19 protein-coding genes and 1 pseudogene are annotated in these 17825 nt (G+C 33.6%); 5 read left to right on the forward strand and 15 right to left on the reverse strand.

Annotated features, from left to right (window positions below; translation table 11 throughout):
* Positions 1-14: 14 nt before the first annotated feature.
* On the reverse strand, positions 15-662 hold the full coding sequence (locus Q8X41_RS03315) for an ankyrin repeat domain-containing protein (protein ID WP_397538842.1): 648 nt from the start codon (positions 660-662) through the stop codon (positions 15-17).
* 222 nt (positions 663-884) lie between these two features.
* Here Q8X41_RS03315 and Q8X41_RS03320 point away from each other — a divergent pair, with 222 nt between their 5' ends.
* Positions 885-1256 carry a hypothetical protein gene (locus tag Q8X41_RS03320; protein ID WP_397538843.1) on the forward strand — a complete coding sequence of 124 codons (372 nt, stop codon included), beginning with the start codon at positions 885-887 and terminating at the stop codon, positions 1254-1256.
* Positions 1257-1733: 477 nt separating this feature from the next.
* Here Q8X41_RS03320 and Q8X41_RS03325 read toward each other — a convergent pair whose 3' ends face one another.
* From Q8X41_RS03325 to Q8X41_RS03350, 6 genes are all read right to left on the reverse strand, one after another.
* Positions 1734-2879 carry an ABC transporter permease gene (locus tag Q8X41_RS03325; RefSeq protein WP_397538844.1) on the reverse strand — a complete coding sequence of 382 codons (1146 nt, stop codon included), beginning with the start codon at positions 2877-2879 and terminating at the stop codon, positions 1734-1736.
* Positions 2879-4000, reverse strand: a complete 1122-nt coding sequence (locus Q8X41_RS03330; protein WP_397538845.1) for an ABC transporter permease — start codon at positions 3998-4000, stop codon at positions 2879-2881. The genes Q8X41_RS03325 and Q8X41_RS03330 overlap by 1 nt, the downstream gene beginning before the upstream one ends.
* A gap of 16 nt (positions 4001-4016) precedes the next feature.
* Positions 4017-4952, reverse strand: coding sequence for an ABC transporter ATP-binding protein (locus tag Q8X41_RS03335; protein WP_397538846.1), 936 nt, complete (start codon positions 4950-4952; stop codon positions 4017-4019).
* A gap of 169 nt (positions 4953-5121) precedes the next feature.
* On the reverse strand, positions 5122-6231 hold the full coding sequence (locus tag Q8X41_RS03340; protein ID WP_397538847.1) for a sensor histidine kinase: 1110 nt from the start codon (positions 6229-6231) through the stop codon (positions 5122-5124).
* Position 6232: 1 nt separating this feature from the next.
* Complete coding sequence (locus Q8X41_RS03345) at positions 6233-6868, reverse strand: response regulator (RefSeq protein ID WP_397538848.1); 636 nt, start codon at positions 6866-6868, stop codon at positions 6233-6235.
* Positions 6869-7058: 190 nt separating this feature from the next.
* Positions 7059-7877 (reverse strand): helix-turn-helix domain-containing protein, encoded by an 819-nt coding sequence (locus Q8X41_RS03350; protein ID WP_397538849.1) that lies wholly within the window; start codon positions 7875-7877, stop codon positions 7059-7061.
* A 512-nt stretch (positions 7878-8389) separates the two neighbouring features.
* Here Q8X41_RS03350 and Q8X41_RS03355 point away from each other — a divergent pair.
* Complete coding sequence (locus Q8X41_RS03355; RefSeq protein WP_397538850.1) at positions 8390-9019, forward strand: GNAT family N-acetyltransferase; 630 nt, start codon at positions 8390-8392, stop codon at positions 9017-9019.
* A gap of 198 nt (positions 9020-9217) precedes the next feature.
* Here Q8X41_RS03355 and Q8X41_RS03360 read toward each other — a convergent pair whose 3' ends face one another.
* From Q8X41_RS03360 to Q8X41_RS03380, 5 genes are all read right to left on the reverse strand, one after another.
* Positions 9218-9877, reverse strand: a complete 660-nt coding sequence (locus Q8X41_RS03360) for a hypothetical protein (RefSeq protein ID WP_397538851.1) — start codon at positions 9875-9877, stop codon at positions 9218-9220.
* Positions 9878-10083: 206 nt separating this feature from the next.
* The gene (locus Q8X41_RS03365; protein WP_397538852.1) at positions 10084-10845 is read right to left on the reverse strand and encodes a glycosyltransferase; all 762 of its coding nucleotides are present in this window, start codon (positions 10843-10845) and stop codon (positions 10084-10086) included.
* A gap of 334 nt (positions 10846-11179) precedes the next feature.
* The gene (locus Q8X41_RS03370) at positions 11180-11674 is read right to left on the reverse strand and encodes a S4 domain-containing protein (protein ID WP_397538853.1); all 495 of its coding nucleotides are present in this window, start codon (positions 11672-11674) and stop codon (positions 11180-11182) included.
* 253 nt (positions 11675-11927) lie between these two features.
* Positions 11928-12452 (reverse strand): hypothetical protein, encoded by a 525-nt coding sequence (locus Q8X41_RS03375; RefSeq protein ID WP_397538854.1) that lies wholly within the window; start codon positions 12450-12452, stop codon positions 11928-11930.
* Positions 12453-12463: 11 nt separating this feature from the next.
* On the reverse strand, positions 12464-13924 hold the full coding sequence (locus tag Q8X41_RS03380; RefSeq protein WP_397538855.1) for an FAD-binding protein: 1461 nt from the start codon (positions 13922-13924) through the stop codon (positions 12464-12466).
* A gap of 450 nt (positions 13925-14374) precedes the next feature.
* On the opposite strand from Q8X41_RS03380, the pseudogene Q8X41_RS03385 reads away from it, so the two are divergent.
* From Q8X41_RS03385 to Q8X41_RS03395, 3 genes and pseudogenes are all read left to right on the forward strand, one after another.
* Positions 14375-14603: pseudogene (locus Q8X41_RS03385) on the forward strand (IS1595 family transposase); the annotation flags it as partial.
* Between the two features lie 75 nt (positions 14604-14678).
* The gene (locus Q8X41_RS03390) at positions 14679-14864 is read left to right on the forward strand and encodes a hypothetical protein (protein ID WP_397538856.1); all 186 of its coding nucleotides are present in this window, start codon (positions 14679-14681) and stop codon (positions 14862-14864) included.
* Positions 14865-15189: 325 nt separating this feature from the next.
* Positions 15190-15405, forward strand: a complete 216-nt coding sequence (locus Q8X41_RS03395; protein ID WP_397538857.1) for a DUF3784 domain-containing protein — start codon at positions 15190-15192, stop codon at positions 15403-15405.
* 251 nt (positions 15406-15656) lie between these two features.
* Here the strand turns inward: Q8X41_RS03395 and Q8X41_RS03400 are convergent, their stop codons facing one another.
* The 3 genes from Q8X41_RS03400 to Q8X41_RS03410 all read right to left on the reverse strand — a co-directional run bounded on the left by Q8X41_RS03400 (position 15657) and on the right by Q8X41_RS03410 (position 17646).
* Complete coding sequence (locus Q8X41_RS03400) at positions 15657-16208, reverse strand: 2'-5' RNA ligase family protein (RefSeq protein ID WP_397538858.1); 552 nt, start codon at positions 16206-16208, stop codon at positions 15657-15659.
* Positions 16209-16377: 169 nt separating this feature from the next.
* The gene (locus Q8X41_RS03405; protein WP_397538859.1) at positions 16378-16848 is read right to left on the reverse strand and encodes a DinB family protein; all 471 of its coding nucleotides are present in this window, start codon (positions 16846-16848) and stop codon (positions 16378-16380) included.
* A 24-nt stretch (positions 16849-16872) separates the two neighbouring features.
* Positions 16873-17646 (reverse strand): Cof-type HAD-IIB family hydrolase, encoded by a 774-nt coding sequence (locus tag Q8X41_RS03410; protein ID WP_397538860.1) that lies wholly within the window; start codon positions 17644-17646, stop codon positions 16873-16875.
* Positions 17647-17825: the final 179 nt, after the last annotated feature.

Consider the following 17825-nt stretch of genomic DNA (forward strand, 5'->3'; position numbering starts at 1 on the left):
GAATAGACATTGAATTAAACTCTTAACAATTCAGCTACTTCTATATGATCTTGTCGAAGAGCTACATCCAGAGCAGTCTCGCCATCATCCTTCTTTAGCGTGGTATTCGCTCCATATCTAATTAATAATTGAAGCATTTCTAGTTGTCCGTTCATTGCCGCTTCATGTAGTGGAGTCCAACCTGAATCTTGCTTAGCATTTACTTGAGCCCCATTCTTTAAGAGCAATTCCGCAATGTCCACTTTTTTTGTAGCTACTGCAGAATGTAAAGGCATCACTTTCATACTATTTTTAGATGTACTATTGATATCTGCCCCGTTTTCTATTAGATACTCTACGATATCTTTATGACCTAGGTAGGAAGCAAGACCAAGAGCAGTAAAGCCATCATTTGCGTATTCTAAAACGAACGAAGGATTTAACTCTACCAGCTCTTTTACTCGTGACAGTTTTCCAGCTGCTGCAGCTTCGAATATATCGAGAGGAATCTTTTTTTCTAACAAAAATTCTAAAGAATGACTAGCACCATTATAGATAGCTGTAAGAACTGGCGATTGACCTGTTTGATTTCGTAAATTCAGTAATTCAGGTTTTTCACGAATCATCTCTTTCACTTCTTCTAGGTTATCTTTTTGGATTGCTTCTAACAATTTTTGCACCATAGAATTCATCTCCCAGTAAAATATTTGTAACTTTCTGTATTATACGGAAAATTATAATCAATTTCAAAAATTAGTAGATTTAGTAAAATCCAGTTCTTTTATCACAGAATTCATTTGATCCCACAAATTTTAATATTTCGATCATCTCTGTTGTTATTTGAGTAATTTTGACAAATTGCCATGCATATGTTAATACCAACAAATGAAAAGGAGCTGATTCGTATGGGGGCAAAATGGATTAAAATTGCGGTTGTTTATTTTGCGTTTGGAATCGCTTACGGCCTTTTTATGCATTACACAGTCGAGTTAAAGTGGGCAGCAGTTCATGCTCATATTAATTTGATGGGTTGGGTGACGAGTGGTGTTATTGGATTAATTTATTCTTATTATAAGGAAGCTGGAGAAACTTCTTTAGCTAAAGCACAATTCTGGTTATATCAAATTGGCTTACCATTCTTTCTACTTGGAATTATATTGATTTATTTAGATGTACCCCGTTACATGATGGAGATCTGTGTTTCTGGCGGTGGAATTGCAGTATCACTTTCTGTTGTACTGTTCATTGTGAATGTATTCAAGAATATAAAGTCGTAAAGTATGTAATTGAATTTAATAAAAATAATCTTTTTCATTAAGATATCTTAATTGCTGAAAAGAGTTGTACCTTCCTCTGTAAGGTCAACTCTTTTTATATTTGATGAATAAATCAACTTCATATTTCGATGTTTAACATCAAAATCTAAACTTTTCACTTTTGATTGGAGTATGTTTCTCCGTCCTTTCTTATAATTCTACAGAAAGGATTGCTTATTTTTCATTTCACGGTGTATTTCCCTTTGTTTGTTTAAATATTAATGCGGCTGGATCCTACCTTGGAATAAAGCAAGTTTGCTATTTGGGATTTAATTGTGAATCGCTCTTGTGCTGTCCTTCAGCAACACCTATATAAATATTTCCTCTTAGAAAGTAAACAATCTGAGAAGGTGATACATTAATTTGTTTCACCTCTAGGTATGTTTTTAAAACCGACTCTATTTATGATACGGTTCACTGCACCTATTTAAGTTCTAGTTATGCAAAATTTCGAACATCGTTATTTCGGCCAAATCTATAAACCGAGACTAGAAAAAATACGGCGGCAAACGCTAGTAGAATCATAAAATTAAGGTAAAGACTGCCAAAATGATGTCCCTGCTGTAGTTGGCTTATGGTATCAAGTACCCATCGCTGCGGCGTAAAGTTAGCAATTTTCTGAACAGTCTTCGGCATAATTTCAAAGGGGAAAAAACAACCTGCCAAGAGACACGATGGTGCCAAGACTAAATTTTGTAGCGCACTTGCTGCCCCGGAACTGTTAGAAAAGGAAACAAGCATTAGCGATAAACCTGCTGCCACTAAAGCAAACAAGATTAAAATGATAGACATTTGCCAAATGGGCACATGCATCTCAATATGGAAGACATTCGTTACAACCAGTAGCGTAAAGATGATTTGGACAACCATTACCAGCATACTGACCGCTATATTCGCAAGCACATACTTCCTGGCGTTAATCGGTGTTGATAACAGACGGAAATAGGTACGATTTTCTTTTTCCTTCAAAATGATTTCCGCAAAGTTTCCTGCTGATAATAGCATAATCATTAACAAAAAGCCGATGGTCCCATTTGTCATATTTTTACCTTTTGAGGTATCTTGCAGTGTCTCTACATGAAAATTGAAATCAGCCTGTTGATAGCGGGCAGACATTTTTTGATACGCATCTTGATCACCATTTGCTGCCTTATTTAAGGCCATAACATTATCAAGATACTGGTAAAGATATGATTTTACAAAGCCGGTAACTTGTGCTCCTTTAATCGAGACAAGCTGTATATGCTCTGGGTTTCCGGTTTGAATACTTTCCGAGAATCCTTCGTCCAAAATAATCGCACAATCTAATTTCCCCGTAGCAATTTGATCCTTCATAGAAAATTCATTGACCTTGACCAAACTCATATTTTTCAAATGTTTTAGAAAATTTACTGTATCTCCCGCAATCTGTCCCGAGTCATGATTAATCACCCCAACTTTCAGTGCTTGTTGGCTGCTTCCTCCATAAGCCAGAAAGGCAATGACAATTCCGATTAGCGGTACACCAAAGTATAGAAGGATATTTCCTTTTTTTCTAAAAGTCACACTAAGAATTTTCTTCATCAGCCAGATTATATCTTTCATCATAATCCCTCCCGTCTTTGGAATGAAATGATGGCAACCGTTAAAAATAGAAGCGAAATCCCAAGATTTAAGGTGATTGGCACCATCGCAGCCGATAGGTCATTGGCATAGATGATTTTCGTAATCCCCTGGTTGGACCATGTAAGTGGGGATAAATCCGTTATAAATTTAAATGCCCCCGTGGCACCTTCAATTTTGAAATAGGCGCCACCAAAGAATGACGCAAGCTGAATCACTAGGGTGATGATTGTTCTTGAAGCCTCATGTGTTTTAATCAAATAGCTAACACCAAGGCCTAAACTGACCGCCAGGAATACTTCCGATATTAGGATAAGAAGAATCCACCCAATATGACTTCCCCAGTCCGCTTTGTACACATAGTGGCTAAAGATAATAATTACAATAATACAGATCATGTTAACAAGAACACAGCCAATAATTTTTCCGAGAAAAATCTCACCTTTTCGAATTGGGGCAGCCAATAATCGAATCGAAGTATGATTGACTCTTTCATCGCGAAGAAGTCCCATTCCATACATCGCCGAATAAAAGGCAATCATCGTCGTCATTGCAATCGCATAATAGTCCATTGAACCGGGCTTCTTCGTTGACTGCAGTGAAGATTCTGCTATAAAATCATGCTTGGCCGGGCTTGCTAAAACGGTACTGATTTTTGCTGGATCAACACTTGCTACCGCAGCAGTAAGATTATATTTATCGGCAAATGCGGTCAGCATCCCTTGGAGAATACTCACCTCGATGCTATTTTGGCTACTGCCATATAATTTGACTCCTTTATTGGTCACCTCAACAAAGGCAGTGTAGTGATTTTCTTCTACCTCCTTTTGCCCGTTCATCCCGTCAGCTGCCTTCTTAAAATTAATGCCGGTATCTTTAGCTTCCTTGATAAACGCTTGAAAATAGGAGGAAATCTCTGAACTAGCAGTAGTTTTATATAAGACATGAACATTGTCGACTTTTATTTTTTGATCAAAATCTTTTGATAAGGCAGAACCAAGAATCAACATCATGACAATGGGAATGGCCAGCATGAAGATAAATGTATGGTAATCCCGGAAACTCACTTTAAGTTCCTTCCAAATAATGCTAAGTACATTCAAAGAAATACCCTCCTTTCTAGTCTCTTAAATTCCTTCCAGTAAGTGTAAGAAATACGGTTTCCAGATTCGGTTCCTTTTCCTCCAGTGAACTAATTTCAATCCTTTGATTCATTAAATGCAAAAGAATATTATTTAAATTATTTACGTCTATTTCCGAATTGATTTTGATCAGGTTTTCTTCCAAAAGGACGGATTTCACCCCGTTGATTTCCTTGATTTCCTCTAAATCGATTTGTTCAATCGATTTTACCTCAATCCAAATATCCTTTGTATTGGTAATAATTGCGATTAATTGCTCCTTCGTGCCTTCTGCAATCACCTTGCCGTGATCCATAATGGAAATCCGTGTACAGATTTCCTCCACCTCCTCCATATAGTGGCTTGTATAAATAATCGTGCATCCCATCTCATTTAACTTGTGAATCGATTGTAGGATATAATTCCGCGAATGCGGATCAATTCCGACCGTTGGTTCATCCATAATAATCAACTTCGGACGATGGGCAATGGCACAAGCAATGTTCAACCGTCTTTTCATCCCTCCGGAGAAATTCTTCGGATACTCCTTCTGCTTATCAAGTAGGCCAACAAATTCTAACGCCTTTTGAGCCATCTCCGTTAATTCCGTCCCTCTTATCCCATATAATCCGGCAAAAAATTTCACATTTTCAAAAGAAGTGAGATTCTCATAGATCGCCAAATCCTGTGGCACAATCCCGATATTCATCTTTGCAAAGCGGCTGTATTTCCTACTGTTTTTCCCAAGAATATTAATTTCACCCTCTTCGCAGCGCAGGAGACCGGCAATCAGATTAATAGTGGTACTTTTTCCAGCACCATTGGGTCCTAAAAGCCCCAAAATTTCACCTTCGCTTATGGAAAATGATATATTATCAACAGCAAGAAAATCATCAAACTTTTTCGTTAAATTTTTCACTTCAAGTACCTTCAAATGATTTCCACCTCTCGTTAACTTTCTGTCTTCATTATAAAAAAAAAGATGAAGCCGCATAAGTGCAACAATTCATCCTTTTCACATGAGAAATTTCATATTTTTATAGTTACCTTTTTCATTGGAACAGTAGTTCAGGAACCATTTGTATTTTTCACAATTATATTGTTTATTGGATTGGAATTAACATCGTGACTGAAAAGCCATCGGTACCGTCCACAATAATCTTTCCGTTGATTGATGCAGTCCGCTCCTCCATTCCAATCAATCCAATTCCTTTTTTTACCTTTTTGATTCCAACTCCATTATCCTTCACTTCCACTTTGATCATCGTGTTGAGGACGTGAATTGCAATGGAAACCGTCGTCGCTTCCGAATATTTAAGGGAGTTAGTTAAGGCCTCTGTCAAATTTTCCTGAATAATTTTCCACTGAATCGGGGTGATCCGTTCCATATTTCCCTTATAAACAAAAGGCATATCCATCGAATGTTTGGCAGAAAACTCTTCTATGAAAAATTTAACCCGATTAATGCCCATTTGTTCTGTAGGCGGCTTCAAATTTTTCAGGGTCATGCGGATACTTTCGATACCCAGTTTTGAAATATTAATAGCATTTTGCAGCAATTCTAAAGCTTTCACCTGATCAGATCCCACCAATCGCTTGGCCGCCTCCATTTGAATGAGAGCGCCGGTCATCGAGTGGCCAATTTTATCATGAAATACTTGAGCAAGGCGATTCCTCTCCTCCAATTTAAACGTATATTCAGATTGACTGATGAATTCATTATTTTCATTCAAGCTTTTCGTTATCTTCTGTAGATTTTTCCTCATCATATCCAATCGATCCTCTTGCCTTTGCAGCCGTGTAACAAACTGCAGAAGCATCATATAAATGAGACAACTTAGAGCTGCCACCAGTCCATATTGAAAACTTAAATCATCTTGAAGCCAAATAAGCGGCAGAAATACCAAGATTAGCATCATAAACCGTTTTTCCTGATTAAAAGGAGAAAATTCGCATAGATTTAACGGCAGCAGCAAGATAAAAAACGGCTGTACCTTATAATAGGAAAAGAGAATTTGGACCAGTGAGATGAATAGAACAACCTTCTTTATCCTTTGCCGCTTCACGATATAGAGCACAATATTGATGCTCAAATAAAGTAGTAAGGAAAAAATAATCCAGGGGATATTCGGGTCCGGCAATGTGCCATGAATAAACCAGAGCGACAAATATCCCAATAATATGAGTTTACTAATAATGATGAAGAATTCCATGTTAGTGAATTCTTCCCGTTAAAAAGTAAATCGCGATTTGCGTGCGATGACTCAACCCCGTTTTACTAAGAATAGAGGTAATATAGTTGGCAATAGTTCCTTCTGAAATATAAAGTTGTTTGGAAATCTCCTTATTTGAAAGCCCCTTTGCAATCAAAGCCATAATATCCAATTCCCGCTCACTAAACAGGCTCGTATCTACTTTACTTTTCTGCTTATTTTCCATCAAATTGGATTTTATTTTCTCCAACACAACGTCCTGCATGATGGTATTGCCATTATACACACTAGTAATCGCTTCACGAATTCGTTCCGGGTCATTATTTTTCAATAAATAGCCTTTGGCGCCATTCTTAATGGCATCCAAAATATACTCGTCATCATCAAAAGTAGTAATAATCAACGGCTTTGTCTTTGTTTGTTCACTAATTAACTTAGTTGCTTCCACACCATTCATATTCGGCATCCGCACATCTAATAAGACCACATCAATTTCATGCTGTTTACAGTAATCCACCGCCTCTTGCCCGTCATTTACCGCAGCTATCACTTCGAATTCTTCGTATGTATTTAAAATTATTTTCATTCCTTCACGAATAAAGGAATTATCATCAGCAACCAGCACTTTGATTTTCATGTTCCCACCATCCTTTTCCATTATCATAGCAAGGATGGTGTCATAACGCACTAATAGGTGTTAGAAAAACATTCGACAAAAAGCGAGTTAAGACAGTCGCTAATGGTAGATGAAGGCGATTGCTATAGATTAGTAGCAATCGCCTTTTATAAAACCTCATTTACTTGTGGTATGGATCACCGTAACGATCTTAACAATCAACAGCCTCATCATTTTCTATAAACATTTGAATTTGACAACTATAGGATTCTGTATTAAAAAAATCGTTAAATAGCTCCACTTCAATGAAGCTTTTAACTTTTAAATTATTTTCTTTTACATATTTAATCATTTTATTTCTACGTTCCTCCTCATTCTCTTTACTATAGGCTAAAGTTATATACTTTCCCTTAGGCAATATTTTAAGATTTTGTTCAACTTCTATATTAGAATTCCCTTGAACTCTACTAAAAACATATTTTGGTTCTGCTTTACCCTCTGAATTAAAGATATATATAATCCCTCTTTCCAGTGACATTTTTCCACCTTTATCTTGAATAATTTTCTCTAAGTCTGAATAGTAAAGTAACTCCTGTAAACTTCCCACCTCTTTACACGGTGCTACAACTACGTAACGCTCTTCAAAGAACTTAATAGATACCTCATCATTAATTAATATATCCTTGGAAGTCTCTACCTTCCTATTTAAGCTATCAATAGTGTTGATTACTTCTTGCATTTTCTTTATTTTTTCTTCTGCTTCATATTTTTTTAATTGTAAAAATGTTAGTAATTCGTCAGTATCACAGTTCTTAAAAATTTCTTGAAGTTCTTCTATACTTGTATTTAACTCTCTACAGCTTTTAATGATATCTATATGAATAAATTGATCTATAGAATAATATCTATAACCTGTTGTTTCATCAATATATTTTGGAATAAGAATTCCCATTTTATGATAATATCTTAACGCTTTTACTGTAATATCTTTCATTTTTGCAACTTCCCCAATTGAAAATAAATTTTTCATCCTTATCACTTCCTTGATATTTTTTCTTACATAACTGTTGACTCTCCTCTTAGGGGAGACATTATTATCATTATAAGGTATTTAAAGACCTAAATTAAAATTTAATTATATTATTCAATTTCATAGTCCTTTTTCTGTTTATAAATACGAACATTTTAACTTTTCAATATCCAGATTTGGATGTTCCGCTACAGCCGGCGCTTTCCACGGGCTTGGCTTCAATCTCCTCGGGCCAACACGATGTTGGTCACGAAGCCGTTGCCACAGGACGTGGCGTTCTTAGGCTTTGTTCCTTAAAAGATGTGCTCCTGCATCGCTTCGCTAGCTTCGTCGCAAGAAATTCTTTTTAGCAAAAGAATTTCTTCCTGCGGGGCTTTCAGCTCAAGCTTTTCCCGTAGGAGTCGCCGTCTTTCACTCCACATTGAACAAAATTGGATATCCTTAAATGTTCGTATATTTTGTATAAATTAAGCATTATGAAATTTGATTCATATAACAGGGAGTTTATAAAAATGGATAAAGTAGTATACAGAAGTCTAGTTAAAGAAGATTATGAAGCGGTTAAAACATTGATTGGTGAAGCATTTGGATTCAATGAATTTATTAAAGATAAGAAATTTTTAGATACAGTATTAAACATCTATCTACAAGGTTGTATTTTAGAAAGTTCATTTAGCAAAGTAGCAGAAAAAAACAATAAGATTATTGGTGTTATTTTGGGAGATGCAAAAAAAGACAAAAATCATTTAAAGAAAGCTCAAAATACTTTAAGTTTTGCCTATTCCATGCTTAAAGTAATCATGACTAAAAAAGAAAATAAAAAATTCATGAAAGAATTTGCAAAGGTTCAAGATGCATACAAAGAACTTATACACGGTAAAGAAGATGATTTTCAAGGTTGTATACAACTATTCATTGTATCGGGGGAATCCAGAGGTCTTGGAGTTGGGAAAGCTCTAATGAATCATTTGATTAATTATATGATAAGTATGGATGTGAAATCTTTATATCTATATACAGATAACAAATGTAACTATGGATTTTATGACAGTCAAAACTTTGAACGTATAAATGCAAAAGAAGTTTATTTTAGTTCAACGAAAGATAAACTGAATGTATTTTTATACTGTTATGATTTTTAACTAAAGCTGTAGAGTAATATATAGCAGAGAATCAAAGGAGTTTGGTTGCTAATCATTTTGTGCAGTTTAAATAGATAGTTAATGAGATACAAAATAGCCTTGTCAAATTATATTTAACAAGGCTAACTTAATTTTCTTCTGTAACTAACGATCTCGTTATCCTAATATCAAGTGATATTGATTTGCATGATGTATCGACTAATTCACTACTTTACCTTTGGCATTCAATATTTTTATTTCATAAGAGTCAATATGAGATACTGAGTTTAGTTCTTTAGAATGTAAGATTTTATTTACTGTTTCTTCAATTTCTATTGCTAACTTATGTGCATCTTTATTGGAATTTTTTATTGATGTATGAATGGTAATGGATCCTTGAAAAGCAGTATTTATATTTCCTATTACTTTGTAATCTTCTTTTAGATTCTCCGCTAATGTATTTGTTAAAAGTATAAGTTCTTTATGTTTATTTTTTTGTTCTTCAGTAATGAAAGATAAATCAAGTCTCTTTGCAACAACTGTATAGTTTTTTAATGTAGAAGATTTTATTACACTTTTTGCAATGGACTCAATATCCTTTTTTACTGAATTAAAATATTCTTCATTTTCTTGAATTTGTATATTCAATTCTTTCTTTGAATCTGAACCTACAACAAATTTCAAACCCTTATATTTATCATGAATTTTTTCAGTTACTCTGTTCAATGTAGGAATATTTAGTTCTTCTTTTTTAGTAAATAAAGGTTTTTCCTCTTTATTTGCAACAGCAGTATCAGCTTCTAAAGATTTAAATAACAGGCTTAATGATGCTATTCCGACTATTAGTATCCCAACAATAATCAATATCCTTTTTAACATATAAACCCTCCCATTAGAAGGTATGTTCTGCATCTACCTGAAAGTACATAAAAAAATACATTTCTTGTTAATCCTTCTTCGATTAACGTCACTGTTTATTTAAGTACATTTTTTTACAAACTTTTTCCCTTTTCTTTATTTTTCATCTCTCAACTTTAAACCTAGCTTTAATTTAACCCATGAACAATCAAATGGTACTTCTATTTTTATCTATCTTGATTTTCATAATATGCTTCATCCGCATATTTCTGGTCTGTTCCTTTAAGATAGGCTAGGATCATTTTCGGACGTTTAACTAAAACCCAGTCTCCATGTTTATCAAACTTTCTGCTTGAAGTTATCATCCCATTTTGAATCGTCCCGTATTTTTTTCCCTTCTTTTTTCCCCACTCTTTTAATCGTTTAGCGAAATCTGCATCTTCTGCCATAAGCATATCTTCATTAAATCCCTTGATCGATTTAAAATCCTTTTTGTAGCACCAAAAGATTCCCACAGAAATTGCTCCATATTTAAAGAATAGTGGCCCAATTAATAACAAAGCGGAAACAAAAATCCCTAAAGACATTCTTTCAAATTTCCCTGTAACTCCGCCACCAATGTACTTTCCAGTGATTAAGTTCTCCTCTGCCTTAGACAACACATGTTCGTTCATCTGTGTATCTGCATCAATTGTCACGATGATTTCACCTCTAGCTACTTCAACACCTGCGTTCCTAATCTTAGAAAGGTTTTTATCGTTATTCTTTATAATGATACATTTATACGATTTTGCAATTTCTTCCGTTCTGTCTGTACATCGATTTAACACAACAATGATTTCAACTTGATTTTCATATAATTTTGAGGCTTTTAAAATAGATTCTAAGCATTTTCCAATATACTTTTCTTCATTATGGGCTGGTATTACAATTGAAAATTTTATATCCTTTTTATTTTTATCTTCTGAAGAGTTCTCCTTTTCGTTCATACAAAATCTCTCCCTTTAAATGAAACAATTTTTATCTCTGTAACTGTGACTTGAAACAAACAAGAATGAATGATGTGGTAATTAAATCAAATTGGATCTATAATATTCACTTGATAAAATTCACGAGAGGTAGGGTGGACATAGGGCTAGTTTAGCCTACCAAAAATATAAATTGAAATTAATTCCATAAATAGCCCTCCATCTATCTTTTTATAGATATATTCAAGTGAAAATGTGAAAATTGCTTCTTCACTAACCTGGAGCGTTAGTTGAAGAACTTAAAATATCCTATTCACTAATTTTAAAGTTTAGTTCGGTTGCTAAATGTTTTTCATCAAATGAAAATGGAAATACGTTCTCCCTTTGACAATCTTGAACTAGGTCTAATGACTTGTTCATTTAATTGAATCGTTCCTTTTTCAATCTTTTCTATGATCTGTGATCGACTCCAATCCTCAATTTGGTTTGCAAGCACTTTATCAATTCGATGTTTTCCTATCACTTCATCTAGTACAATGTGTATCATCTTTACTCCTTGTTCTGCTAAGCTGGTTATTGGAATGGCTGTCATAATTGAAGATTCTACTTTCTGCTCCTCAATTTCAGCAACATGCTCTGAGAACGTTTTATAAATAGCTAACTTTTTGTTCCAAGTATGATTTTTTTCGCATTTATAAATCGCATATTTGTATATGCTTTTTCCGTTTGCGTTATGCCTTCGCACATTGGTATCCGTAAAAGCCGATAATTTGCCACACATTTTGCAGTGCTTCTTTAAATCTCGTTCTGGTATCTGAGAAAGTTTCCAGTGGAATGTTATATTTAACATTAATCCTTCACCCCTTAATAAGATAAAGGTATGCAAGCATCTAATTGGAGATCTTGCAGCGCAGTATAAAATTAAATTTAAAAAATTAAAAAGGAGATCCCACACAAGGACCTCCTTTCTTATCTCACTATTCTACTTCGTTACTTTAAGTACATTTCATCAAAGCTTTTCTAAATGTTACTTAAAATCTTGACTTTAAATAAAATTAACAAGTGGTGTTTTAAATCTTCTTATTTGCTTAGGCACAGCATCATTATTTTACTTTCACCTTTGTTCTATTCTTGATCAGCATCCACAAACTACATCCACATAATAACCATCCAAATAATGTAATTATGGCAACTGGAGAAATGATTTTCACAAAGGAAAGAGAAATCATAACCATCCCAACTATGATATAGTGATTCACAGCATGGAGATGGTAGGTATCCTGTTCAACATGCCATGCTCGAAAATAACCTTGAAGAAACCCTAAAAGAATTTGTAAGAGTAGCGCTATGTAAGGTAGGAGTTCAAACTCTGATTTAATCTGTCCTACGAATAAATATGCACATCCCATTCCTAAGTAAATAAGTGTGATGTTCGATTTTTTCTTGTTCTTTTTTACTTGGAATACTCGATAGCCCCATGCTGCAGCAAAGGAATGTATGGCAAAAAACCAAGCAAATAGCGTAAACGTAAGTGATATGCCTTTTAACCATATTATATAGTACGGAAAAACAGCTACCTGTCCAACCGTAATCACCAGTGGAATTATGCGGTTACTTTTACTAATCATACATTACCTCTTTACTTCAAATAATTTACATAAAAATTGTTAACAAACACTTCATTTGGATCTTGAATACGTTTCTCTTCTTTAAATTCTTTCCAATTTGGATATGATTCTTTAAATTGTTTCTTAGTTTGATAAGGATAATAAGGAAGATAATATGTGCCACCATGTTTTAGAGTGATATCTGTCCACTTTTGAATCATTTCTTTCGCATTTTCAATATCCTTTTCTTGAAGACCATGCTGAATTAGAATCACTAAACCTAGCATATCTTCTTTTGCATAATTTAGAGATGTCGTTTTGTCTTCTGCTGCATAGCGAATTGTAATATTATGAATTTTAAAATCTTCATCAGAATCATTCGCAGGAAGTAATTTCTTTAACTCTTTCATATACTCATCAAATTCATGAATAGGAACAAAAAACTCCTGCAACACTTCTACTTTTTCTGGTTTCGTAAATTCCATAAATGTAGACTCAGAACGCATGACATTATTACGTGTGATTTTTGAATTATCAATCTGATTCAAGTAGAGATTTTGTGTTGTCCAAAAAACATCCTCTAAAAAGCCACCATGTCTCCCTAATTCAAGTGAATACTTTGTTAGATGTACAAAATCTTCACCTTTCAACTTTGTTACATGATCCGATTTGCCCGTCTTGTGATAATCAATCACATACATGTTGTCTAAAAATGAGCTCGGTGCAACACTCACCCTAGCATAATGCATAGCAATATCAGGATTATTAAGTACTTTCGAAAAATATGATTCATATTCGTTTGTTTTAATTTTTTTCGTATGAATGGTATACACTTCATTATCAGTTAACTCGAGTGTTACATCCAATATCACACCAAATAGCCCATAACCACCTAGCACATACTGCATCATATTATCTGCATCCTTATTTGATATGGTTTTAATTTCACCTGTTGGGGTCAACAGTGTTATTTCCTTTACCATATCTGCCATGGGTCCAAACCGAATGTCTCTACCATGTGCATTGACTGAAAGAGAACCACCAATCGTGAAAATCGATTGTGATTGTGTTACCTTAAGAGCTAATCCATATGGTTGAATCGCTTCTTGAACATCCTCCCAGGTAGCCCCCGCTTCAACACGTACAGTTTTTGCTTCTTTATTCACCTCTAATACTTTGTTGAATGTTCTCATATCTAATACGATGCCATCTTTATAATATGTATGTCCCCCTTGAGAATGTTGGAGACCTGCTATCGATATATGTTTACCTTCTACATTGGCTTGCTTCACAATTTTTTGTAAATCGCTTCGATTAGTCGCTTTTATCACTTGATCAACATGCTCTGGTAATAGCCCTGTATAATCTGTCGTCAGTCCAGATTGAGTTAGTCCATATTTTCGTTTCTCGATGGGAATATTGAACACTATTACACACGCTATGATTAAAACTAGAAAAAATAGAATCCATGGATTCCCAATTATTCGCTTCATGTTTCTCTCCTCACATATTTAAACAATTGAATCAATTTCATAAATCCATTTTTAGCTTTTAAATACGAACATTTTAACACATTTACTTTTCAATATTTAGATTTGTATGCTCCGCTACAGACGGCGCTTTCCACGGGCTTGGCTTCAATCTCCTCGTCACTTCGTTCCTGCGGGGCTTTCAGCTCAAGCTTTTCCCGTAGGAGTCGCCGTCTTTCGCTACACAATTAATAAAATGGGATATCATTAAATGTTCGTATATTTTATATTAATTTTGCATTATGAAATTGATTCAATTATGAAAACGTCTATGGAAATATTAACACAAAGTGAACTCACACAATCACATTATTATGAAGTAATCATTTAGCATGTTTTGTTTCAAATAATATATTTATTCTTTAGGCTCTGTTAAAGAATGGTGTTGATATAAAAGTTCAGGAGGTTACAAAGGTGAGCAAAGCGATTAGCAACTCGTTAACGTATGTCGACAAATTACCCATACTAAAAAAAAACTAGTCTATCAATGGGTTAAACGCTATGTTGAACCTTCTTCATCTGCTGGTGGTCGTTTAATCAACGAAATGAGAGAAACTCGCTTCAAAGAAAGTTTCGAGTGTCCTCACTGTTCATCAGAACAAGTTGTTTGATTTGGAAAAACAACGGTCGTCAACGCTATCGTTGAAAACGTTGCAACAAAGCCTTTACTAACGATAATTGGTTATTTATAGTAAAATATTATTAGGGAGGGAAGGTATTGAAAACTAACTCGTATCTTATTCAATTAGCAATTTCAATAATAGTCATTTTTGGTGGTACTTTTACTATTCGCTATTTCAGAACAGGTGAACTTTTATTAGACCAGATCATCGGAGCTACTTTAGGCATTATTCTACTGGTTGCAACATTAATTTGGAGAAAAGTAAACAAATCATATTCATAAGTCAACGTAGTATGTTGGTTTATTCACAGCAGGAAACTCAAGAGAAAAAAGGGTTTCCTTTTATTATGTTTAATTATCAACATTAAAATTTAACAGAGCCATTCTTTAAAAGAATTATTAGCCGAACTACCTGAAAAAGTATCTAATTTAGACTGTAGGTTTTTTAATCCATTATAAGATAAAATTAGGTTAGTTATTCAATAGTTTCATTTGACAGATTAAATTGTAAAGGACTGATGGATGAATATGGATAGTGATGGGCTTATTATAACTTCAATAGTTGGATTAATTTGTATTGTCTTAGGATATTTAATTTGGTATAAAGATGCTTTTTTTAATCGCAGGTTACAATGAAGCAATTTTTGAAGGAGATAAAGAAAAATTGGCAAAAGGTACGGGGATTGTTCTTATCATATCAGGTATAGTAACGATACTTTTACCATATTTCCTATACTGGTTTGGAAACACTATGGGAATAATCTATTGTTTACTCATCATTATAGGGATAATGGTGATTATTAGGATGAAAAGTAAACAATAAATAAATTTCTTTTAGTTGAGTTAGTGTAATTCTACAAATTGCTTGGAGCAAGTTAACAAAAAAATAGAAAGTACTTTCGGTTTAGCCCCATGGCAGATATGTATCTCTATTGGTTCCGTCGGCTTGAATAAGAAAAGGATTAAGCTCTGATAAACTTGTAGAGCAAATGAAAATTCAACGTGTCAAAAGTTTAATTATACAAATGTTGAAATATTTAGAAGTGCATAAGAAAAGACCTCCGTTTTGTGAGGTCAATTGCTTAAAGAGATATCTAAATATTTATCATATCTTTGCTTTTCAATATTCAGTTCATAAATTCTAATAAAACTCACTTCAAAATTAGGATAAGGTGCTAATTCTTTATCCACTAATTCTTCCATATCTTTTAGTTCTTTTTTTGATAGTCCAGTAGAAATATTTCCACCGTACTTTTCTTTCCCCAATGTTAAGTGGGGTACAAAGGCATCAAGTTCAAAATAACCCTTTATTAAGTCCTCTGATGGTGAAATTTCTTTCACTATTTTTTGATGTAAATTGTGTAAATTATTTGAGTTAACGCTTAAATATAAAATGTTATCTCCAAAATACATTGGTTTATCTAATGCCACTTGAAATGGTTTGAAATTCTTGCACACTTTTCGTACTTGGTCTATCCACTTTTTATCTGGAGTTAATCCACCTTGTGCTTTAATAGTTATATGTGGTTCTACACCTAAATAGTTAACCCATCTTCCTTGAAAATGCTTAATTCGTTCTAAATAATCTTCTGGCAGGACAATTCCAATAAAATACTCTACATTCATTCTACTCATCCCCTATCATTTTCAGTTTTTGCATTTTAACAAAAATTCAAAACCTACAACGAATAGTATTGTGCGAAAAACAACAATCTTTTAGAAACATGCAAATTTAAAGAGCTCTGTTACCTTATCAAAACAAAAGCTCTTTCAGCTTATATTTATTCGTAGATTTTCAAAATAGATCTTTCAACATCAAATCAGATGGTACAGGCTTTTTTCCAATTTCTCTAGCCCAAACCGATAATTGTCCCATATGATGAATTTCATGAGTTATGATGTGATGAAGGATTTTCTCATACGAAAAATGCAGTTCTTCTCCATTTTGCTTTTGAAATTCAAGTATTTTCTTATCATTTCTTTCAATATAATCTAAAATAAATTGATCAGTCACAGTTTTTGTTAAAGTTGAAAGTTTTTTTATTTCATTCAAACTTGCAATTGTGCTTATGTCTTTTTGAAAAACAGGCTTTCCTTTCATTTGATTAATCCAAAGTTGTTCACAATCGATAACGTGAAATATATTACGGAGAATACTGCCCATTCCACCAGTTCGTTTCTTTATAAGTTCATCATTTGAAAGATCCTCACACCACTTAAACCAATCTTCTCTAATTTGCCAATTATACTTAAATAATTCGTACATACCATACCTTCTTTCTATGTATACTTAAATAAGTTGAAGCTTCTGTAACGCAAATTCAATTCCATCTTCATTTGACTTTTTGGTTACAAAATCTGCGACATTTTTTAATGTCTCATGAGCATTTCCCATTGCAATGCCATAGCCAACTTGTTCTAGCATGTCTATATCATTTTCTCCATCCCCAAATGCAATCGCTTCAGATGGTTTTATGTTGAAGTGATCTAAAACTTTTTTTACCGCAATCGATTTCGATACATCTTGTTGCAACACATTCACTATAAATGGGTGCCACCTTCTAAAAATTAAATCAGGAAATTTAAGAGTGTATTTTTCAGCTGTTGTTTCATCTGCATATAAGCACATAAGATATATTTCTTGAGTCACATCTTCTTCAATGAAGTTCGGAAATTCATGTAAAGAAAGTGTTTCATTCATTGCTAGGAATGTAGTTGAATTTTGAATCCTATTCATAGATAGTTCCTCTGTAAAGAATAATAGACTTTGTTTATTCTCATCAGCAAAATCCTTTACCGCTTGTACAACATCTTTTGTCACCGGAATTTTATGTATCACTCGGTCTTTATGTTTTACATAAGCTCCATTTACGGTAATGAATGTATCTATCCCTAATTCTTTTAGTTCTTGACACATCGATAAGGGTCTACCAGTAGCTGCTACTAATCTTATTCCATTACTTTTTAATATTTGTATAGCTTTTTTTGAACTTGGAGAAATACTTCCATCTTCATAATTTATAAGAGTACCATCTAGATCAAAAAATATTATTTTAACATTCATCGTTATCTCCTTTTATATATCCCCGCTATATTTATCTGATAATTATCAATATTAAAACATTTTTCTAAAAAATTCCATAATTAGAACAAAAATAAATCTGAATATTTAAAAGCTGAACCCCATAAAACACAGAGTTCAGCTTTAAATTCATATTGAAAAAAATTTATTTTAATAAATAT

Origin of the sequence: Rummeliibacillus pycnus, assembly GCF_044359855.1 — a bacterium.
Taxonomy (GTDB): domain Bacteria; phylum Bacillota; class Bacilli; order Bacillales_A; family Planococcaceae; genus Rummeliibacillus; species Rummeliibacillus pycnus_A.